Source organism: Streptomyces sp. NPDC041122 (assembly GCF_055592445.1).
Map to the genome: position 1 here is coordinate 184,347 of NZ_JBVIYQ010000003.1, position 20,788 is coordinate 205,134.

16 protein-coding genes are annotated in these 20,788 nt (G+C 72.2%); 9 read left to right on the forward strand and 7 right to left on the reverse strand.

The genetic code is table 11. The features are described 5' to 3' along the window. The first annotated feature begins 80 nt into the window (after nucleotides 1-80). The 3 genes from pheA (at nucleotide 81) to ACZ6B8_RS13185 (ending at nucleotide 3,753) form a co-directional block, all read left to right on the forward strand. Complete coding sequence (gene pheA / locus ACZ6B8_RS13175; RefSeq protein WP_471607293.1) at nucleotides 81-1,016, forward strand: prephenate dehydratase; 936 nt, start codon at nucleotides 81-83, stop codon at nucleotides 1,014-1,016. A gap of 626 nt (nucleotides 1,017-1,642) precedes the next feature. Next, entirely contained in the window at nucleotides 1,643-2,932 is a 1,290-nt protein-coding gene (gene serS, locus ACZ6B8_RS13180) for a serine--tRNA ligase (RefSeq protein WP_471607294.1), read from the forward strand. Further along, nucleotides 2,929-3,753: an HAD family hydrolase gene (locus ACZ6B8_RS13185; protein ID WP_471607295.1), complete on the forward strand. Its 825-nt coding sequence runs from the start codon at nucleotides 2,929-2,931 to the stop codon at nucleotides 3,751-3,753. The genes serS and ACZ6B8_RS13185 overlap by 4 nt, the downstream gene beginning before the upstream one ends. Before the next feature lie 293 nt (nucleotides 3,754-4,046). Here ACZ6B8_RS13185 and ACZ6B8_RS13190 read toward each other — a convergent pair whose 3' ends face one another. From ACZ6B8_RS13190 to ACZ6B8_RS13205, 4 genes are read right to left on the reverse strand one after another with little or no spacing between them, the layout of a single operon-like run. After that, entirely contained in the window at nucleotides 4,047-4,766 is a 720-nt protein-coding gene (locus ACZ6B8_RS13190) for an ABC transporter permease subunit (protein ID WP_471088392.1), read from the reverse strand. A gap of 11 nt (nucleotides 4,767-4,777) precedes the next feature. Beyond that, entirely contained in the window at nucleotides 4,778-5,689 is a 912-nt protein-coding gene (locus ACZ6B8_RS13195; RefSeq protein ID WP_471088394.1) for an ABC transporter ATP-binding protein, read from the reverse strand. Then, on the reverse strand, nucleotides 5,689-6,570 hold the full coding sequence (locus tag ACZ6B8_RS13200; RefSeq protein WP_471607296.1) for an ABC transporter permease: 882 nt from the start codon (nucleotides 6,568-6,570) through the stop codon (nucleotides 5,689-5,691). Before ACZ6B8_RS13200 ends, ACZ6B8_RS13195 begins: the two co-directional genes overlap by 1 nt. Then, on the reverse strand, nucleotides 6,567-7,574 hold the full coding sequence (locus tag ACZ6B8_RS13205) for an ABC transporter ATP-binding protein (RefSeq protein ID WP_471607557.1): 1,008 nt from the start codon (nucleotides 7,572-7,574) through the stop codon (nucleotides 6,567-6,569). The genes ACZ6B8_RS13200 and ACZ6B8_RS13205 overlap by 4 nt, the downstream gene beginning before the upstream one ends. A gap of 259 nt (nucleotides 7,575-7,833) precedes the next feature. On the opposite strand from ACZ6B8_RS13205, the gene ACZ6B8_RS13210 reads away from it, so the two are divergent. The 5 genes from ACZ6B8_RS13210 (at nucleotide 7,834) to ACZ6B8_RS13230 (ending at nucleotide 13,121) form a co-directional block, all read left to right on the forward strand. After that, the gene (locus tag ACZ6B8_RS13210; RefSeq protein ID WP_471607297.1) at nucleotides 7,834-8,685 is read left to right on the forward strand and encodes a M24 family metallopeptidase; all 852 of its coding nucleotides are present in this window, start codon (nucleotides 7,834-7,836) and stop codon (nucleotides 8,683-8,685) included. Next, a complete protein-coding gene (locus ACZ6B8_RS13215; RefSeq protein WP_471088400.1) occupies nucleotides 8,682-10,481 on the forward strand; it encodes an SDR family oxidoreductase in 1,800 nt (599 codons plus the stop codon). Before ACZ6B8_RS13210 ends, ACZ6B8_RS13215 begins: the two co-directional genes overlap by 4 nt. Continuing rightward, nucleotides 10,478-11,410: a metal-dependent hydrolase gene (locus tag ACZ6B8_RS13220; RefSeq protein ID WP_471607298.1), complete on the forward strand. Its 933-nt coding sequence runs from the start codon at nucleotides 10,478-10,480 to the stop codon at nucleotides 11,408-11,410. The genes ACZ6B8_RS13215 and ACZ6B8_RS13220 overlap by 4 nt, the downstream gene beginning before the upstream one ends. Before the next feature lie 34 nt (nucleotides 11,411-11,444). After that, the gene (locus ACZ6B8_RS13225; RefSeq protein ID WP_471607299.1) at nucleotides 11,445-12,407 is read left to right on the forward strand and encodes a MerR family transcriptional regulator; all 963 of its coding nucleotides are present in this window, start codon (nucleotides 11,445-11,447) and stop codon (nucleotides 12,405-12,407) included. 141 nt (nucleotides 12,408-12,548) lie between these two features. Next, the gene (locus ACZ6B8_RS13230) at nucleotides 12,549-13,121 is read left to right on the forward strand and encodes an RNA 2'-phosphotransferase (protein ID WP_471607300.1); all 573 of its coding nucleotides are present in this window, start codon (nucleotides 12,549-12,551) and stop codon (nucleotides 13,119-13,121) included. A 70-nt stretch (nucleotides 13,122-13,191) separates the two neighbouring features. Here ACZ6B8_RS13230 and ACZ6B8_RS13235 read toward each other — a convergent pair whose 3' ends face one another. Further along, nucleotides 13,192-14,103 carry an LLM class flavin-dependent oxidoreductase gene (locus ACZ6B8_RS13235; protein WP_471088408.1) on the reverse strand — a complete coding sequence of 304 codons (912 nt, stop codon included), beginning with the start codon at nucleotides 14,101-14,103 and terminating at the stop codon, nucleotides 13,192-13,194. A 150-nt stretch (nucleotides 14,104-14,253) separates the two neighbouring features. Between ACZ6B8_RS13235 and ACZ6B8_RS13240 the strand changes: the two genes are divergently transcribed. Continuing rightward, the gene (locus ACZ6B8_RS13240; RefSeq protein WP_471088410.1) at nucleotides 14,254-15,249 is read left to right on the forward strand and encodes an HAD hydrolase family protein; all 996 of its coding nucleotides are present in this window, start codon (nucleotides 14,254-14,256) and stop codon (nucleotides 15,247-15,249) included. A gap of 88 nt (nucleotides 15,250-15,337) precedes the next feature. Here the strand turns inward: ACZ6B8_RS13240 and ACZ6B8_RS13245 are convergent, their stop codons facing one another. Both ACZ6B8_RS13245 and cydD read right to left on the reverse strand, forming a co-directional pair. Beyond that, a complete protein-coding gene (locus ACZ6B8_RS13245) occupies nucleotides 15,338-17,074 on the reverse strand; it encodes a sensor histidine kinase (RefSeq protein WP_471088412.1) in 1,737 nt (578 codons plus the stop codon). Between the two features lie 116 nt (nucleotides 17,075-17,190). Next, the gene (gene cydD, locus ACZ6B8_RS13250) at nucleotides 17,191-20,775 is read right to left on the reverse strand and encodes a thiol reductant ABC exporter subunit CydD (RefSeq protein WP_471607301.1); all 3,585 of its coding nucleotides are present in this window, start codon (nucleotides 20,773-20,775) and stop codon (nucleotides 17,191-17,193) included. Between the last annotated feature and the right edge of the window lie 13 nt (nucleotides 20,776-20,788).

The following is a 20,788-nucleotide window of genomic DNA, read 5'->3' on the forward strand; positions in this document are numbered from 1 at the left end:
TTCGTACGCGCGTACGCGAGGCGGGTGCCGCTCCGTGAGACGCGTGAGCCGTGCCACGTCCGGCCCATTAGGGTGACGGTATGTCGGCGACGCGCTATACGTACCTGGGTCCTGAAGGCACCTTCACCGAGGCGGCTCTCCGCACGCTGCCCGAGGCGGCCACCCGGGAGCTCGTCCCCATGGTCTCCGTGCCCGCCGCGCTGGACGCCGTCCGCAGGGGCGAGGCGGCGGCGGCGCTGGTGCCGATCGAGAACTCCGTCGAGGGCGGCGTCACCACCACGGTCGACGAGCTCGCCAAGGGCGAGCCGCTGATGATCTACCGCGAGGTCGTCCTGCCGATCGCCTTCGCGCTGCTCGTGCGCCCCGGCACGGAGCTCAAGGACGTCAAGACCGTCACCGGCCACCCCGTGGCGCAGCCCCAGGTCCGCAACTGGCTGGCCACCCACCTGCCCGACGCCCTGTGGGAGTCGGCTGCCTCGAACGCGGACGGCGCCCGGCTCGTCCAGGAGGGCCGCTTCGACGCCGCCTTCGCGGGCGAGTTCGCGGCGGCGACGTACGGCCTGGAGCCGCTGGTCAGCGAGATCCACGACGCGGCCAACGCCGAGACGCGGTTCGTCCTGGTCGGCCGCCCGGCGCGCCCGGCCGCACCGACGGGCGCCGACAAGACCTCCGTCGTCATCTGGCTGGGCGACGACCACCCCGGCGCCCTGCTCGAACTGCTGCAGGAGTTCGCCGTGCGCGGCGTCAACCTGATGCGGATCGAATCGCGCCCGACGGGCCAGGGCATCGGCAACTACTGCTTCTCGGTGGACGCCGAGGGGCACATCACCGACCGCCGCGTCAGCGAGGCCCTGATGGGGCTCAAGCGGGTCTGCCCGCAGGTGCGCTTCCTCGGCTCGTATCCGCGCGCCGGGGTGGCGACGGAGGACGTCAAGCCGCCGCGTCCCGGCACCACCGACACCGAGTTCATGGCGGCGTCGGACTGGCTGGCGCGCTGCCAGGACGGCCGTTTCTAGCCGGTCCGACGGCTGCCCGCGGCTCTTCTCTCCGGTCCTACCTGCAGATTTACGTTGTCCACAGAAGTTATCCACAGGGCTGCGTCTCGACCTGGGGACAAGTCGACAACGAAGCGCGACATGGTCGACAAATCGGCCCACAGCCCCCAAGTCCGTCCACAGTCCCGCACGTCACCCCTCGTCCACTCTTTTCTATTGATCAACTCTTTGGAGCGAGTGATTTCCACTCGAAAGTGGGTGTGCGGGTGGTTTGGGAAGGGAATCATTGGCCCGGCACGAGGCTTTCGGAACGTCGCCTTCCGGCATCCACAGATCTTTCGCACAGGCTGTGGATAACCGTCCGGAGCCCCTGGTTCCTGTGGACAACCGCGGTGGACGGAGGGCCCAAGTCCCGTCTCCCACAAGGGCTTCAGGTCAAGGCGGCAGGCGTGCTCTGCCCCATTTCGGGGAATGGCGCCCGTTTTATTGACCGGTGGCCGGACGAGCGCGAAGGGGCCTTTTCCGGCCGCCGCGGGGGCGATTCGAGGCCACCCTCCCCGGGAATTCACATTCCGGCAAAACGGGCAAACCGCACGCCAGGGAATATGGAGTCGTGGGCCCGAACGGCGCGACGGTAGCCTTGAGGGGTGATTGACCTTCGCCTGCTCCGTGAGGACCCCGACCGTGTTCGCGCCTCCCAGCGCGCCCGTGGAGAGGACGTCGCGCTCGTCGACGCCCTGCTCTCCGCCGACGAGCGGCGCAGGTCGTCCGGCACCCGCTTCGACGAACTCCGCGCCGAGCAGAAGGCGCTCGGCAAGCTGATCCCCAAGGCCCCGCCCGAGGAGAAGCAGGAGCTCCTGAAGAAGGCCGGCGAGCTCTCCGCCGCCGTCAAGGCGGCCAACGCCGCGCAGGACGAGGCCGACGAGGAGACCAAGCGCCTGCTCGGGCAGCTCGGCAACCTCGTCCACCCCGACGTCCCGGTCGGCGGCGAGGAGGACTTCGTCGTCCTCGATCAGATCGGCACCCCGCGGGACTTCGCCGCCGAGGGCTTCGAGCCCAAGGACCACCTGGAGCTCGGCGAGCTGCTCGGCGCCATCGACGTCGAGCGCGGCGCGAAGGTCTCCGGATCGCGCTTCTACTACCTCACCGGCGTCGGCGCCCTGCTGGAGCTCGCGCTGGTGAACGCCGCGATCGCGCAGGCCACCGAGGCCGGTTTCATCCCGATGCTGACGCCCGCGCTGGTCCGCCCGCGCGCCATGGAGGGCACCGGCTTCCTCGGCCAGGCCGCGGAGAACGTGTACCACCTGGAGAAGGACGACTACTACCTGGTCGGCACCTCCGAGGTCGCGCTCGCCGGTTACCACATGGACGAGATCATCGACGCCGACAAGCTCCCCCTGCGGTACGCGGGCTTCTCGCCCTGCTTCCGCCGCGAGGCGGGCACGTACGGCAAGGACACCCGCGGCATCTTCCGCGTCCACCAGTTCGACAAGGTCGAGATGTTCTCGTACGTCGACCCGGCCGACGCGGAGAACGAGCACCAGCGCCTCCTGGAGTGGGAGAAGCAGTGGCTCACCGGCCTCGGCCTGCCCTTCCAGGTGATCGACGTGGCCACCGGCGACCTCGGCGCCTCGGCCTCGCGCAAGTTCGACTGCGAGGCGTGGATCCCCACCCAGGGCAAGTACCGCGAGCTGACCTCGGCCTCGAACTGCGACGGCTTCCAGGCCCGCCGCCTGTCGATCCGCATGCGCGACAACCGCGACGGCAAGAAGGTCATGCAGCCGCTGGCGACGCTGAACGGCACCCTGTGCGCCGTCCCGCGCACCATCGTCGCCCTCCTGGAGAACCACCAGCAGGCCGACGGCTCCGTGGTGGTGCCCGAGGTCCTGCGTCCGTACCTGGGGGGCCGAGAGATCCTGGAGCCCATCGCCAAGTGAGTCACCCTGCTCCGGTCACACCGGCCTTCCCGTTCAAGCTGGTCGCGACCGACCTCGACGGGACGCTGCTGCGCCCCGACGACACGGTGTCGCAGCGGACGCGCGAGGCACTCACCGCGGCCACCGCGGCGGGCGCCGCGCACATCATCGTCACCGGCCGCGCGGTGCCCTGGACCCGGCACATCCTCGACGACCTCGGCTACGACGGTCTCGCGGTGTGCGGCCAGGGCGCGCAGGTCTACCACGCGGGGGAGCACCGGCTGCTCACCTCGGTGACGCTCGACCGGCAGCTCGCCGGTCTGGCGCTCGCCAAGATCGAGGCGGAGGTCGGCCCGCTCTTCCTCGCCGCGAGCCGCGACGGCCTGGACGGCGAGGTGCTGGTGGGCCCGGGATACGCGGTCCAGGACGGGCCGCTGCCCGCCGTCCCCATCAAGGACGCCGCCGACCTGTGGGCGGCCCCGCTGAACAAGGTGTACGTCCAGCACCCCGGCCTCGGCGACGACGCGCTGGCGGAGGTGGCCCGCAAGGTGGCGGGCGACCTGGTCGGCGTGACGATGGCGGGCGAGGGCATAGTCGAGATCCTGCCGCTCGGCCTCTCCAAGGCCACCGGTCTCTCCCTGGCGGCCCGCCGCCTCGGCGCGAAGGCCGCGGACACGATCGCCTTCGGCGACATGCCCAACGACATCCCGATGTTCGGCTGGGCGGCGCGCGGCGTGGCCATGGCCAACGCCCACCCGGAGCTCAAGGCCGTCGCGGACGAGGTGACGACGTCGAACGAGGCGGACGGCATCGCGGTGGTGCTGGAGCGGTTGCTGGGCTAGCCGGACCGGGCGCCCGGCGCCCGGTGTTCCCCCGACGCACCCGAGCCGGGCGCCGCAGGACGCGGTGCCCGGCTCGGTGCGTCGGCCGGGAGGGGCGACCCGCGCAGCGATGCGGATCGGCGCGCTCGAAGCGGCCGCCCCCGGCAGCTCCCCCGTGTGCGGGACTCCACGGAGCGAGTGACCGCTCCGGAGTCTCCCGCGGACGCTGCCACCAACCACTGTGCCCGGGCGGGCGGTTCACCGCCACCGAATAAAGCGCGCCCCGCCGCGCCGCCCGCGCACCGCCCTTGGGGCTACTCCTCGCCGGCCAGCGTCAGCGACCGCAGCTTCTGTCCCGCGTACCAGGTGGCGATCGCGGTGACCACGACCAGCAGCACGGTGGCGGCCGGCAGGCCCACGTCCGAGGTGATCAGGTCCCCCTCGCCGACCTTCTGGGCCACGGCGAGGGACCACTGCTGCACGCTGAGCGTGCGCGCACCGGAGACGAGGGAGCCGAAGAGGGCCTCCCACACCAGGGCGTAGACGAGTCCGAAGACGACGGCGTGCCGGGTGATCGTGCCCAGGAGCAGGAAGATCGCGGCGTAGGTGATGGACGCGACGAGCGCGGCGATCGTGTAGGCGACGGCGATCTGCTGGCCGTTGCCGTTCAGGATCATGCCCGCGATGAAGGTGGGGATCGCGGAGAAGGCCATTGTCACGGCGATGGCGACGGTCAGCTTGGTGACGATGATCGTGGGCCGCTTGACCGGCTTGGAGAGGAGGTAGACGACGGAGCCGTCGTCGATCTCCGGGCCGATCGCGCCGGTGCCCGCGATGACGCCGATGATCGGCACCATCGTGGCGAGCGCGAAACCGCCGAGGACGTCGACGGCCACCTGGTCGTCGGCGCCGCTGAAGCCGCGGACGGCTCCGGCGATGACGACCAGCAGGAGGGGCAGGGCGAAGAGGATCAGTGCCCGGCGGCGGCCGAGCAGGGCCCGGTAGGTGAGCCGGGCGACGGTGGGGTCGTACATGAGGGCTCCCTTCAGGCCGCGACGAGGTAGGAGAAGACCGACTCGAGGGACTCGTCCGAGGGCGAGACCGTCAGGAGCCGGATGCCGTGCTCGCGGGCGACCCGCGGCAGCAGCGCCGTGAACCGGCCGAAGTCGACCGCCTGAATGCGCAACGCGCCCTCCTTGAGGTCGACTTCGATGCCGGCCGTCGACGGGTCGGCGATCAGCGCGGCGGCCAGGGTGCGGTCGTCGCTGGAACGGATCAGGTAGCGGTGCGGGCGGTCGGTCATCAGCCGGCGGATCCTGCGGAAGTCGCCGCTCGCCGCGTGCCGTCCGGCGACGATCACCTCGATGTGCGAGGCCAGTTGCTCGACCTCTTCGAGGATGTGCGAGGAGAACAGGACCGTGCGCCCCTCGTCCCCCATGCGCCGCAGCAGTTCCATCAGCTGCATGCGCTGGCGGGGGTCCATGCCGTTGAACGGCTCGTCGAGCAGCAGCACGGACGGGTCGTGGACCAGGGCGGAGGCCATCTTCACGCGCTGGCGCATGCCCTTGGAGTACGTCGAGATCTTCCGGTCCTGCGCGTACTCCATCTCGACCGTGGCGAGCGCCTTCTTGGCGGCGCGCTCGTCCAGGCCGTGCAACTCGGCGTTGGCGACGACGAATTCGCGGCCCGTGAGGAAGTCGTACATCGCCTCCCGCTCGGGGACGATGCCGATCTCCTTGTAGATCTGTTCGTTGCGCCAGATCGGCCGGGCGTCGAGGGTGACACTGCCCGTGGAGGGGGCCAGGAAGCCGCCCATCATGTTGATGAGGGTCGACTTTCCCGCGCCGTTCGGCCCGAGGAGCCCCGTGACGCCCGGGCCGATGTCCATGGTGATGTCGTTGACCGCGACCACGTTGCCGAACCAGCGGGAGACGTGGTCGATGGTGAGGGTGGTCATCAGAGGCCGACCTTCCGGTAGCGGCGCATCAGGGCGCCGTAGCAGCCCGCGACGAGGGCGAGGACGACGAGGACGTAGACGAGGCCGACGCCGGTCGAGGGGCTCTCCCCGCCGGGGAAGGACGCGGTCGCGCCGAGGAAGGCGGACTGCACGCCGTCGACGAGGGTGATCGGGGAGAAGAGGCCGAGCCAGGCGATGGCTCCGGTGCTGCCCTGTTCGTAGGCGATGGCCTGGACCGTGGACACCGCGCCGTAGCTGATGGTCAGGACGGCGATGACGGCGGCGATGCCGAAGCCGCGGCGGGGTGTGACCGCCGAGACGACCAGCGCGATGCCGGAGAAGAGCAGCGAGAGCAGCGCGACGGAGACGAGCCCCTGGGCGAATCCCTTCGTCTGGTCGGCGAAGTCGAGCTTGGCGAGCAGCGAGCCCACGTAGAGCACGAGGAGCGGCGCCGCGGTGAGCACGAAGAGGGCGGAGGACATCGCGGCGAACTTGGCCGCCACGTAGTCACCGCGCTCGATGGGCCGCGAGAAGTACAGGGGCACCGTCTTGAAGCGCAGGTCGCGCGAGACGGTCTGCGGGGCCTGGGCGGCCAGGAAGAGACTGATGACCGCCTGGAGGAAGATGGCGTAGCGCGTGTAGTCGACGGGGAGGTCGTCGGCCTTGGTGGTGACGGCGACCGCCACCATGATCGCCGCGGGCACGCACATCACCGCGAAGAGGATCATCGGCAGGACCTTGGACTTGGCGGAGCGGCCGAGTCCGTACGCGCCCCGCAGGCTCTGGGAGAAGAGCGAACGGCGGGCGTAGGCGCGGCCGAGGCGCGGGCCGTCGTAGCTGCGGTAGCCGATGTTGTGGATCTGGGTGGACTCGGTGCTCATCGCGCGCCTCCCTCCTTCTGCTGAGCGGCGGCGGTGGCGGCCAGGGCGGCCGTCCGCTCGGGTACGGGCTCCTGGCGGGGCTCGTCCTTGAAGACCTCCGCGATGTGGTGCCTGCGCTGTTCCATCCGGATCAGGCCGAGGCCGAGATCGGCGACGAGGTCGCGGACGACGTCGAACGTCTCCTCGCCGTCCGCGGTGAGCAGGATCGTGTGGCCCGCGCCGGGCAGTTCGCCGCCGGTCTGTGTGTCGATGCCGCGGCCGTGCAGCGCGTCGCGCAGGGCGCGGGTGCCGTCGGGGTGGGTCTCGGTGTCGGTGACCTCGACGGCGAGCGTCGTGGTGGTCTGGGTGAAGTCGGTGGTGGAGCTGGACCGCAGGAGCTTGCCGCCGTCGATGACGACGACGTGGTCGCAGGTGCGCTCCAGCTCGCCGAGGAGGTGCGAGGTGACCAGGACCGAGATGCCGAAGTCGGTGTGGACGCGGCGGATCAGGCCGAGCATCTCGTCGCGTCCGACCGGGTCGAGGCCGTTCGTCGGCTCGTCGAGGAAGACCAGCTGGGGGTCGTGGACGAGGGCCTGCGCGAGCTTCACGCGCTGCTTCATGCCGGTCGAGTAGCCGCCGATGGGGCGGTAGCGCTCCTCGTAGAGCCCCACGTGGCGCAGGGTGTCCGCGGTGCGCTCGCGGGCCGCGGAGGGCGGCAGTCCGGACATCCGCGCCATGTGGACGACGAACTCGGTGGCCGAGACGTCGGGCGGCAGGCAGTCGTGCTCCGGCATGTACCCCACGCGTTCGCGGATCTCGCCGCCGCTGGTGGCGACGTCCAGACCGAGCACGGCGGCGCGGCCCTCCGTGGCGGGGGACAGACCCAGCAGGATCTTGATCAGTGTGGACTTGCCGGCTCCGTTGGCTCCGACGAGTCCGGTCACACCGGGCCCGATGTCCATGGAGAGCCGGTCAAGCGCGGTCACCCTGGGGAACCGCTTGCTCAGGCTTTCGGTCGCGATCACAGTCACGTTTCGACGGTAGTGGCGCAGACCACACCGGTCGTCAGACCATGGGCTTGTCCTGCTCTCACTCTGGAGTATTACGGGTCCGTAGGGGTCGTCCGGGAGTCGCCCCCTGGGGGTTCTTCCGGACCTCTCCCGCACAGTCGGACAGAACTCTTGACGTAGCCGCCGGGCATTGTCACATTCATCAGTGTCAAGTTACGACCGCGTACGGCGATGGACCGGACACGGGATGACCGGACTCGGGACGGACGGTGGCATGACCTCAAGGGTGGCAGGCGAGCTCTCCGCGGAGCTGCGGGGGTTCAGGGAAGTGCAGACCCTCGCGTACGAGTGCGCGGAGGCGGTCGCGGCTCAGCTCCGGCCGGGCGTGACGGAGCGCGAGGCGGCGCGGATGCAGCGCGATTGGCTGCGCGAGCGGGGTGTGCGGGACTGGTTCCATCTGCCCTTCGCCTGGTTCGGGGACCGCACGGCGTTCGTCAACTTCCGCGTCCCGCTGCAGTTCTTCCCCACCCGTCGCGAGCTGGAGCCGGGGATGCCCTTCATCCTCGACATGGCCCCGGTCTACAAGGGCTTCACCGCCGACATCGGCTACTCCGGCTGTCTGGGCCTCAATCCGGTGCACGACCGGCTCCTCGCCGACCTGGAGGCGCACCGCGAGCTGATCCTGCGCGAGGTGCGCGAGCGCCGGCCGCTGCGTGAGATCTATGAGGACGTCGACCGGCTCATGGTCCGCCAGGGCTATGCCAACCGCCACCGCGCGTATCCGTTCGGCGTGATCGCGCACAAGGTCGACCGGGTCAAGGAGCGACGGCTGACCCCGCACCTCTTCGGCTTCGGCACGCAGTCGCTGAAGGGCCTGGCGAGCGACGCGCTGCGCGGCCACCGGGACGGCTGGTCGCCCCTGTGGTCCCCCTACAAGTTCTCCGACCACCCGCCCCAGCAGGGGCTCTGGGCGGTCGAGCCGCACCTCGGTTTCCGGGGTACGGGCGCGAAGTTCGAGGAGATCCTGGTCGTCACCGACTCCGGGGACCCCGAAGAGAGCGCGTTCTGGCTGGACGACGACCTGCCGCATGTGCGGCGCTGGGCTGAGGAGAGGGCCGCCGCATGACGACGGGAGACATCGGCGGGAGCGCCGGCATGGGACAGGGCCTCACGGGCGCGCGCGAGCGCTGGGTGCGCACGGGCGGCGTGGAGCTGTGCGTCGCCGAGCTGGGCGACCCGGAGCGGCCCACGGTCGTGCTGGTGCACGGCTATCCGGACTCCAAGGAGGTGTGGAGCGAGGTCGCCGGGCGGCTCGCGGACCGCTTCCATGTCGTGCTGTACGACGTCCGGGGCCACGGCAGGTCGACCGCCCCGCGACCGCTGCGCGGCGGCTTCACGCTGGAGAAGCTGACCGACGACTTCGTGGCGGTCATCGACGCGGTGAGCCCGGACCGCCCGGTGCACGTGGTGGGGCACGACTGGGGCTCGGTGCAGTCCTGGGAGTTCGTCACGGTCAAGCGCACGGAGGGGCGCATCGCGTCCTTCACATCGATGTCGGGGCCCTCGCTCGACCACTTCGGTCACTGGATCAAGAAGCGCGTGTCCCGGCCCACGCCACGCAAGGTGGGCCAGCTCCTCGGCCAGGGCGCCAAGTCCTGGTACGTGTACATGCTGCACACCCCCGTCCTGCCCGAACTGGCCTGGCGCGGCCCGCTCGGCAAGCGGTGGCCGACGATCCTGCAGCGCCTGGAGAAGGTCCCGGCGGGCGACTACCCGACGACGTCGCTGCCCCAGGACGCGGCGCACGGCGCCTGGCTCTACCGCGACAACATCCGCGCCCGGTTGCGCAGGCCCCGCACCGACGCCTACGCCCACGCTCCCGTGCAGCTCATCACGCCGTCCGGGGACGTCTTCCTCTCCGAGCGGCTCTACGACGAGCTGGAGCTGTGGGCCCCGCAGCTGGTCCGCCGCACCCTGTCGGGCAAGCACTGGGTGCCGCGCACCCGGCCCGACCAACTGGCCGCCTGGATCGGCGAATTCGTGACGACGAACGAGGATGGCATGCCTGTCAACGACAGCAGCGCCACGGGCAAGCACGCCGACCGGTTCGGCGGCCGGCTCGTCCTGGTCACCGGCGCGGGCAGCGGCATCGGGCGGGCCACCGCCTTCGCGTTCGCCGAGGCGGGCGCGCGCGTGGTGGCCGTCGACCGGGACGCGGAGAGCGCGGCGCGCACCGCGGAGATGTCCCGTCTGATAGGCGCCCCCGACGCCTGGGGCGAGACGGTCGACGTCACCGACGAGCAGGCCATGGAGAAGCTCGCCGAGCGCGTCGCCACGGAGTACGGCGTGGTGGACGTCCTGGTGAACAACGCCGGCATCGGCCTCGCGGGCTCCTTCCTCGACACCACCAGCGAGGACTGGAAGAAGGTCCTCGACGTGAATCTGTGGGGCGTGATCCACGGCTGTCGGCTCTTCGGCAAGCAGATGGCCGAGCGCGGCCAGGGCGGCCACATCGTCAACACCGCGTCCGCGGCGGCGTACCAGCCCTCCCGGACCCTGCCCGCCTACAGCACCTCCAAGGCGGCCGTCCTGATGCTCAGCGAGTGCCTGCGCGCCGAGCTCGCGGGCCAGGGCATCGGGGTCTCCGCGATCTGCCCGGGCCTCGTCAACACGAACATCACGTCGACGTCCCGGTTCGTCGGTGTCGCGGCCGACGAGGAGAAGCGCCGCCAGAAGAAGTCGGCCCGGTTGTACGGCCTGCGCAACTACCCGCCGGAGAAGGTCGCCGACGCCATTCTGAACGCCGTGGTCAAGAACCAGGCGGTGGTCCCGGTCACCCCCGAGGCGCGCGGCGCCCGCTTCATGTCCCGCTTCAGCCCGAAGGCCCTGCGCGCGATCGCCCGATTGGAGCCGCCGCTGTGAGCAAGGAGACGGATCCGCACCCCCGTGCCGAGGAGCACCACACGATCGTTCCGCGCCGGGTCTCGTTCGACTGGGACGGCACGCCGCTGCACTGGATACCGGACGAGCCGACCGCCACCCACGTAGTCAACGTCCTGCATCTGCTGCTCCCGGCGGGGGAGCGATGGTTCGTGAAGGTCTTCAAGGAAGGCCTGCCGCTGATCACCGACCCGGTGCTGCGCGGGGACGTCAAGGGGTTCATGGGCCAGGAGGCCACGCACAGCGTGCAGCACGCGCATGTGCTCGACCACCTGGCCGCGCAGCACCTCAACACCGCCGCCTTCACCCGGTACGTCGACTTCCTCTTCGAGAAGCTCCTCGGTGAGCGGCCGCCGCTGGGGGCGCCGGTGCCGACGCAGGAGTGGCTGCGGTTCCGGCTGTCGATCATCGCCGCGATCGAGCAGTTCACGGCGGTCCTCGGCGACTGGGTCCTGCGGGCCGAGGGCCTCGACCGCGCCGAGGCCGACGAGGTCATGCTCGACCTGCTGCGCTGGCACGGCGCGGAGGAGGTCGAGCACCGCGCGGTCGCCTTAGACATGTTCCAGCACTGCGGCGGCAGCGGCCTGCCCCGGTACGCCCGACGGGTCGCCGGGATGACCGTGACGGCGCCCGTGATGCTCTACCTCTGGGTGTGGGGCACGGCCTATCTGATCCGTCACGACCCCCAACTCGCGGGCCGCGTGCGGTACTCACTGGCGGAGCACAACAGGGCGGTCGCCAAGGGCCTGCTGCCCACCTGGCGTGAGATCGGTACGGCGATACCCCGCTATCTGCGGCGGTCGTACCATCCCTCGCAGGAAGGCTCGTTGCGCGAGGCCGTCGCCTATCTGGCGCGGTCGCCCCCGGCGCGGGCCGCGGCGGGCGCGATCGGCCGGGCGGCCACCGCCTAGGTCCTGGCACGAGGCAACACGAAGGGCGGGGAGCGTGGCGAACACGGAGCCCACCGAGCACCGGGCGGAGTACCGCATCGAGGATCTGGCGCACCTCAGCGGCGCGACGGTCCGCACGATCCGCGCCTACCAGGACCGCGGGCTGCTCCCCCGCCCGGAGCGGCGCGGCCGGTCCAATGTCTACGGGGACGCGCATCTGGCCCGGCTGCGGCAGATCGCCGACCTGCTGGACCGCGGGTACACCCTGGCCTCCATCAAGGAGCTCCTGGAGGCCTGGGACGCCGGTCGGGGCCTCGGCGGGGTGCTCGGTCTGGCGGCGGAGGTCGACGGTCCGTGGACGGACGAGAAGGCCGACCGGATCACCCGCGCGGAGCTCGACGCGGCCTTCGGCGGTACGCCGGACGAGGCGGCGGTGGCCGACGCGGTCGCCCTCGGGGTGCTCGAACCGATGCCGGGGCGCGAGGACGAGTTCCTGGTGCCGAGCCCTCAAGAGCTGTCGGTGGCCGTCGAGTTGTACGCGGCGGGAGTGCCACTCTCCGCGATCTCCGGCCATCTGCGGGAGTTGAGGGGGCAGGTCGAGCACATCGCCGCCCGTTTCCTGGAGTTCACGACCGAGCACGTGTTCGCGCGCTATCTCGGCCACCACCCGCCCACCGAGGCGGACGCGGCCGAGGCGGCGGCGCTCGTACGGCGGCTGCGCCCGCTCGCCCAGCAGTCGGTGGACGCCGAACTGGCCCGCGCGATGCGCCTTTTCGCCACCCGCCACCTGCGGCTGCACCTGGAGCCGGGAGCTCAGGATGGCCCGTCGGACGAGCCGCGGAATGTGGCGCTCCCGGCATCCACAATGCACAGCGTGGAGCGGCTGGTTGGTACCGACAACGCTGCCGCGTTCGTGGCGGCGGCAGCCGAACGTGAGGTGCAGAAAAGAAAATTGGACGCTCTTGCCACAACTGGGGTGCAAGGTGCGGAAATTGGGCAAATGCCTCCCACGGCCTGAGAGTTGTCCACAGAATCGTCAACTAGCCTGTGGATAACTCGACTTGGCTGTGGATCAAACCTTCGGATCGAAATCCGTCGATGAAAAGTCGATGGACGAAAATCGAGTGCGCGGAGAACAGCTGGCCGAGACCCTGAAGGCATGAAGGAAAGACCTCCTGACGGGACCGAAGCGCGCACCGTGAAGGTGTCCAGATACCTGTCGCGGCACCTGCGCCACCGCCCTGACCGCATCGGGCTCACCCTCGACGCGCACGGCTGGGTGGAGATCGACGCGCTGCTCGCCGCGGCGGCCGCGCACCACTTCCCCTTCACCCGGGAAGAGCTCGACCACGTGGTCGCCGTCAACGACAAGCAGCGCTTCGCCGTGGCGGACGGCAGGATCCGCGCCAGCCAGGGCCACTCGATCGACGTCGACCTGGCGCTGCCGCCGGCCACCCCGCCCGCGTATCTCTTCCACGGCACCGTGGCCGCCGCCCTCGCCGCGATCCGCGCCGAGGGGCTGCGCCCCATGAACCGGCACGCCGTGCACCTCTCACCGGACCGCGAGACCGCGACGCGCGTCGGCGCCCGGCGCGGCCGGCCCGTCGTCCTGACCGTCGACGCGGGCGCGATGCACCGCGACGGCCGGGCGTTCCAGGTCAGCGCCAACGGCGTCTGGCTCACCGCCGCCGTACCGCCCGAGTACCTGCGCTTTCCCGGGCCGCGGCGCTGAAGCGAGCGCGCGGCGAGGGGTGCGAGGGGGGGGCGCACGGTGGGGTGCGGGGGCCCTGCGGACACGGGCCTCAGGCGAGCTGCTGGGCCGCCTCCGTGGCGATCTTCTCGAACACCGACCGGTCCGCGGCGAAGACCGAGTCCGGGATCGGCCAGTGCACCACGATCTCGGTGAAGCCCAGCTCCTGGTGGCGGCCCGCGAAGTCCACGAAGGCGTCGACCGACTCCAGCGGACGGGCGCGGTCCGGGGTGAAGCCGGTCAGCAGGACCTTGTCCAGCTCGGCGACGTCCCGGCCGACCTCCGCACACGCCTTGCCGAGCCTCTCGACCTGGCCCGCGAGCGCCTCACGCGACTGCTCCGGCGTGCCCGCCTCGTAGAGCTTCGGGTCCCCCGTGGTCACCCACGCCTGTCCGTGCCGGGCCGCGAGCTTCAGACCGCGCGGTCCCGTCGCCGCCACGGCGAAGGGCAGCCGAGGCCGCTGCACGCACCCGGGGATGCCGCGCGCCTCGGTCGCCGAGTAGAAGGTCCCCTCGTACGTCACCGAGTCCTCGGTCAGCAGACGGTCGAGCAGCGGCACGAACTCCCCGAACCGGTCGGCGCGCTCGCGCGGGGTCCAGGGCTCCTCGCCGCTCTTCAGGAGCGTCGTGGCGTCGAAGCCGTTGCCGCCGGCGCCGATGCCGAGCGTGACGCGGCCGCCGGAGATGTCGTCGAGGGAGATGAGTTCCTTGGCGAGCGTCACCGGGTGCCGGAAGTTGGGCGACGTGACGAGCGTGCCCAGGCGCAGCCGCGTGGTGGCCGTCGCGGCGGCGGTCAGCGTGGGCAGGGCGCCGAACCACGGGCCGTCCCGGAAGGTGCGCCAGGCCAGGTGGTCGTACGTGTACGCGGCGTGGAAGCCGAGCTCCTCGGCGCGCACCCACTGGTCGCGGGCCCCCTCGTGCCAGCGGCGTACGGGAAGAATCACGGTGCTCAGGCGCAGACTCATGTCACAGAGCTTACGGCGGAGCCGGGACCCTGACGCGTGGGCGCTGCCCCGGCCACCGCCCACGGCCCCCACCCGCGCGGGCGGTCGCGGGGCACTCAGATGTGCGCCCCAGCGCACGGTCGTGCACGCGGGTGCGGGACAATCGACGGCGTGACCTCAGCTACCCCAGGGCCGCAGCGCCCGGCCCCCACCCCGGCAGCCACCGCTCCGGCAGTCGGCGTCCCGGCCGGGTCGCGGCCGCGGCCCCGGCTGATCGCGACGGACCTCGACGGCACGTTGCTGCGTGACGACAAGACGGTCTCGGACCGCACCGTCGCCGCGCTCGCGGCCGCCGAGGAGGCAGGCATCGAGGTCTTCTTCGTGACGGGCCGCCCGGCCCGCTGGATGGACGTCGTCAGCGCCCACGTGCACGGCCACGGCCTCGCCATCTGCGGCAACGGCGCCGCGGTGGTCGATCTGCACGGCGGCCCCGGCACCCACAGCTTCGTCAAGGTCCGTGAGCTGACCCGGGAGTGCGCCCTCGACGTCGTGCGCAGGCTGCGCGCCGCGGCGCCGGGCACGTCCTTCGCGGTCGAGCGGACCGGCGGACTCCACCACGAGGAGACGTATCCGCCGCTGCACATGGAGCCGGGCGAGAGCATCGCCCCCGCGGAGAAGCTGCTCGCGGAGAGCACGGGAGCCGGCGTGGCCACGCACGGTGGCGGCGGCGCGGACGCGAACGGGGACGGCGCCCTGGCCGCCCCGTCCGCCGCCGACCAGCCCGTCCTGAAGGTGCTCGCCTTCCACCCCGGGCTGGCCCCCGACGAGTTCCTGGTGCTCGCCCGCGCGGCGATCGGCGACCGGGCCACCGTCACGCGTTCGAGCCCGAGCGCCCTCCTGGAGATCAGCGGCCCCGGCGTCTCCAAGGCCAGCACGCTGGAGCTGTGCTGCGCCGAGCGCGGCATCACCCCGCAGGAAGTCGTCGCCTTCGGGGACATGCCGAACGACATCGAGATGCTCGCGTGGGCGGGCACGTCGTACGCGATGGGCAACGCGCACCCCGACGTCGTCACCGCGGCCTCCGGACGCACCGTCGCCAACAACGACGACGGCGTCGCGGTCGTCATCGAGCAGATCCTCGCGGACCGCCGCCGGACGAAGGACTGACGCGGGGCGGGAGGCCGACGGGGGCAACGGACAGACGGGACGGAACGGGCCGCCCCGCCCCTCCTTGTCTCGTCTCGCCTCGCCGAGGTCAGTACGGCGCCTCCCACACCACCGTCGTACCGCCGCCGTCCTCGCCGATCCCGGGGCCGTACCAGCTGTCGCCGCCCAGCGACTCGGCGCGCCTCTTGAGGTTCTTCAGGCCGCTGCGCCGGCCGCCCTCCGCGATGCCGACGCCGTCGTCGGCGACGGTCAGCCGTACGCCGTGCTGGCCGTCGGGGAGGACCACGGTCGAGTCGACGACGACGTCGATGCGGGCCGCCTGCGCGTGCCGGAACGCGTTGGACAGCGCCTCGCGCAGGGCCGCGATGAGGTTCTTGCCGGTCAGCTCGCCGACCACCGTGTCGACGGGGCCGACGAAGTGGTGCGAGGGCTTGAAGCCGAGCGGGACGGCGGCCATGTTGATCTCGCGCAGGACGCGGGTGCGCAGCCCCGAGGGTGCCTCGGCCGGCCCCTGCTGCAGCGCGAAGATCGCCGTACGGATCTCCTGGATCGTCACGTCCAGTTCGTCGACGGCCCTGCCCACGCCGACCTGCACCTCCGGCACGACCGACCGGCGCTGGGCGCTCTCCAGCATCATCCCGGTGGCGAACAGCCGCTGGATGACCAGGTCGTGCAGGTCCCTGGCGATCCGGTCGCGGTCCTCGTAGACCGCGAGCCGCTCCCGGTCCCGCTGCGCCTCGGCCATCATCAGCGCGAGCGCGGCCTGCGAGGCGAACTGGGTGGCGAGCGTCCGCTCGGCCTCGCTGAACGGCCGCTCCCCGCGCACGCGGGGCGTCACGAGCGTGCCGAGGACCCGTCCGTCGCTCTGCAGCGGCAGCATCATGACGGGCCCGAAGGCGCGGGCGACCTCGGTCATCACGCGAGGGTCGCCGGCCATGTCGTCGATGAACACGGAGTGGCCTTCGAGCAGGTCGGCGACGATGCGGCTCTCCGGCGGCACGACCACGCCGAGCGCCCCGGTGGGCTCGTCCGAGGAGACCGCGACGACCTCCATGCCGCCCTCCTCGTCGGGCAGCAGCACGATGCCGGCGGCCGAGTCCGCGAGGTGCCTGGCCTGCTCGGCGACGACGGCGAGCGCCTCCTCGGCGTCGCTGCCGGACAGCAGGGCGGTGGTGACCGCCACGGAGCCGTCGATCCAGCGCTCGCGCTGCTTGGCGGCTTCGTAGAGGCGTGCGTTCCCGATGGCGATGCCCGCCTCCGTGGCGAGGACGCGCACCATGTGCACGTCGTAGTCGTTGAATTCCGCGCCGTCCCGCTTCTCCGTCAGATAGAGGTTGCCGAAGATCTCGCCCTGGACGCGGATGGGGACGCCGAGGAAGGTCCGCATCGGGGGGTGGTGGGCCGGGAACCCGCACGAGCGCGGGTCGGCGGAGAGGTCCGCGAGCCGCAGGGTGCGCGGCTGGTGGATGAGGGCGCCCAGGAGTCCCTTGTGGCCGTCGGGCAGCCGCCCGATCCGCTCGGCCGTCTCCGCGTCGATGCCGTGGTAGACGAAGTCGGAGAGCCCCTCGCCGTCCTCGGCGACGACGCCGATCGCCGCGTAGTGGGCGTTCGCGAGCTCGGCGGCGGTCTCGCAGATGCGGTCCAGGGTGGTGTGCAGTTCGAGTCCGGTGCCGACCGACCGCATGGCCTCGAGCAGTTGCGGCACCCGTGAGGTCAGCTCGGGCGAGAGCCCCTGGAGGCTGCGGGTCGCCTGCGCCGCCGCCTCCACCGAGCTGGGTGTGCCGTCGGGGGGCGATGAGCCGGCGGAGGCCGAGGGTGCTGACATGCCTTTGAGCCTAGTAAGTCCTATTTGCAGGGGAAAGTCGAAGCCGTCGCGGATCTGAGCGGCGCGGCACCGGACCCGTGGGCCGCGCCCCGCGCGGCGGCGTCGGTCGCGTCCCGTCACCCCGCCACCAGCAGGTCCGCCGCACGTTCCACCTCCAGCATGCGCCGCAGCGGGCCCTCCTCCGCCGCGAGCTCCGCGTACGTGCCACGCTGCGCCACCCGCCCCGCGTCCAGGACGAGCACCTCGTCCACGGCGTCGAGCCCGGCGAGGCGGTGCGTGATGAGCAGCGTCGTACGGCCCTCGGTCGCGGACAGGAGGTCGGCGGTGAGGGCGTCGGCGGTCGGCAGGTCCAGGTGCTCGGCGGGCTCGTCGAGGACGAGGACGGGGAAGTCGGCGAGGAGCGCGCGGGCCAGCGAGAGCCGCTGCCGCTGCCCTCCGGAGAGCCGCGCGCCGTGTTCGCCGACGAGCGTGTCGAGCCCGTCGGGCAGCGAGTCGGCCCAGCCGTCGAGCCGCGCCCGCTCCAGGGCGTCGCGCAGCTCCGCCTCGGTGGCGTCCTTCTTGGCGAGCAGCAGGTTCTCGCGCACGGAACTGTCGAAGATGTGCGCGTCCTGGGCACACAGGCCGACCATGCGGCGCACGGCGTCGCCGTCCAGCGCGGCCGCGTCCGTGCCGCCGAGCGTGTACGTCCCCTCCCGCGTCCCGAGGAAGCGCAGCAGCACCTGCGCGAGGGTCGTCTTGCCGGACCCGGACGGCCCCACCACGGCGATCCGGCGGCCGCGTTCCAGCGTGAGGGAGACGCCGGCGAGCGCGTCCCGGTCCTGCTCCTCGTACCGGGCCCGCAGCCCCTCGACGCGCAGCGGGAACGGCGTCTTCGGCGCCGGGGCGGGGGCCACGGGCTCGGGGACGGGGACGGGCGCGTCGAGGACTTCGTAGACGCGTTCGGCGCTCTTCCTGACCCGCTGGCGGTACTGGACGGCGAGCGGCAGGCCCATGACGGCCTCGAAGGCGGCGAGCGGGGTGAGGACGACCGCGGCGAGGGCCACCCCGCTCAGCCGTCCGTCGTCGACCGCCCGCACACCGACGAGCGCGGCCGCCGCCACGGTGAGCCCGGTGATGAGCGCCCCGAGCCCGTCGCCGAGCGCGGTGGCGGTGGCGCCCCGCGAGGCGATCCGGGTCAGCTCGGCGTCGGCCTCCCCGGCCTTGGCGGTACGCCGCCGCAGCGCACCGGCGACGGTCAGCTCGGCGGTCCCGGTGAGCAGGTCGGCCACCCGGGTGGCGAGCACCCCGCGCGCGGGAGCGAGCCGTCGCTCGGCGCGCCGGGCCACGGCACCGCTCAGGAGCGGCACGCCGACGCCCGCGGCGAGCAGCCCCGCGGCGAGCACGGCGCCCGCTTCGGGCAGCAGCCAGGCGGTGAACCCGACGGCGCCCGCGCTGACGAGCCCCGCGGCGGACGCGGGCAGCAGCCAGCGCAGCCAGTAGTCCTGCAGGGCGTCGACGTCGGCGACGAGACGGGAGAGGAGGTCACCGCGCCGGGCCCCGCGCAGGCCGGCCGGGGCGAGCCGTTCCAGGCGCCGGTAGACGGCGACGCGGGTGTCGGCGAGCATCCGCAGCACGGCGTCGTGCGAGACGAGCCGCTCGGCGTACCGGAAGACGGCCCGGCCGATGCCGAAGGCGCGGGTCGCCGTCACGGCGATCATCAGGTACATCACCGGGGGCTGCTCCGAGGCCCGCGAGATCAGCCAGCCCGAGGTGGCCATGAGCCCCACCGCGCTCGCGAGCGCGAGGCTGCCGAGCAGCAGCGCGAGAGCGAGCTGCCCCCACCGGGCCCGCGCCGCGCGCCGAACCCGGGCCAACACCCGGTTCTGCGGCCCGGCGACGGCCGGATGGCCACCGCTCCGAGCCTCCGGGTCACCGCTACCGCGAGCAGCCACCTGGCCACCGCTCCGAGCCGCCAGGTCGGAGATGACATCCGCCGAGTCCGTCGCCGGGTCCGCCGTGGCGTGCGGGCCCGGACCGTGCGCGGACGCCGCCCCGGTCCCCCGCGCCCGCTGCCCCTGCGCCACCGCTCCGGTGGCGTCGTCCAGCCGTACGACGCGGTCGGCGACGGCCAGCAGGGCGGGCCGGTGCACGACGAGCAGCACCGTCCGGCCGACGGCCAGTCGTCGGACGGCGTCGACCACCTCCGCCTCGGTGCCGCCGTCCAACGCCGCCGTCGGCTCGTCGAGGAGCACCACGGGCCGGTCGGCGAGGAACGCCCGCGCCAGGGCGAGCCGTTGCCGCTGCCCCGCGGAGAGACCCGCGCCGTCCTCACCCAGAACCGTCTCCGCCCCGGCGGGCAGCGCGTCCACGAACTCCAGGGCGCCCGCCTCCCGCAGGGCTTCCCGCACCTGCGCGTCCGCCGCGTCCGGCCGCGCCAGCCGTACGTTCTCCGCGATGGTCCCGGCGAACAGGTGCGGCCGCTGCGGCACCCAGGCGATCCGCTCCCGCCACCGCTCGGGCGAGACGTCGGCCAGGTCGACGCCCCCGACACACACCCGTCCCGCGACGGGCCGCACAAAGCCGAGCACCACGTTCAGCAGGGTCGACTTGCCCGCCCCGCTCGGCCCGACGAGCGCCACGGTCTCGCCCGGGGCCACCGCGAAGGAGGCGCCGGAGACCGCGTCGGACGAGCGCCCCGGATACCGGACCGTCACTCCCTCCACGCTCAGCACACCCGTGGGCGCCGCCCCCGTCCCGGCATCCGGCACCGGGGTCTCCAGGACCTCGAAGATCTCCTCGGCGGCCGAGAGCCCCTCCGCCGCCGCGTGGTACTGCGCCCCCACCTGCCGCAGCGGCAGATAGGCCTCGGGCGCGAGGACGAGGACGACGAGCCCGTCGTACAGCTCCATCTCGCCGTGGACGAGCCGCATGCCGATGGTGACCGCGACCAGGGCGACCGAGATCGTCGCGAGGAGTTCCAGGGCGAACGACGACAGGAAGGCGATGCGCAGCGTCCGCATCGTCGCCTGCCGGTACTCACCGGTGATCCTGCGGATCGCATCGGCCTGCGCCTTGGCGCGGCCGAACACCTTCAGGGTGGGGAGCCCGGCCACGACGTCCAGGAAGTGGCCCGAGAGCCGCGAGAGGAGCCGCCACTGACGGTCCATGCGGTTCTGCGTGGCCCAGCCGATGAGGATCATGAAGACCGGGATGAGCGGCAGGGTCACCACGATGATCGCGGCGGAGACCCAGTCCTCGGTGACGATGCGGGCGAGCACCGCCACCGGCACCACCACCGCGAGCCCCAACTGCGGCAGATAGCGCGAGAAGTAGTCGTCGAGCGCGTCCACGCCCCGTGTGGCGAGGGAGATCAGCGATCCCGTGCGCTGCCCCCCGAGCCAGCCGGGCCCGAGCGCGCCCGCCCGCTCCACCAACCGCCCGCGCAGCTCCGACTTGACCGCCGCGCTCGCCCGGTGCGCGGCGAGCTCGGTCAGCCAGGAGACCAGACCCCGCCCCACCGCGACCGCGGCGAGCAGCCATAGCGGGGTCCCCATGTCCGCTACGGAGTGGCCCTTCTGGAAGGCGCCCACCACGATCTCGGCGATGAGCATCGCCTGACCGACGACCAGCCCCGCCCCGAGCAACCCCAGGACCACCACCGCGACCAGGAAGAAGCGGGTGGCACGGGCGTACCGCAGCAGACGCGGGTCGATTGGTTTCACGTGAAACACACCC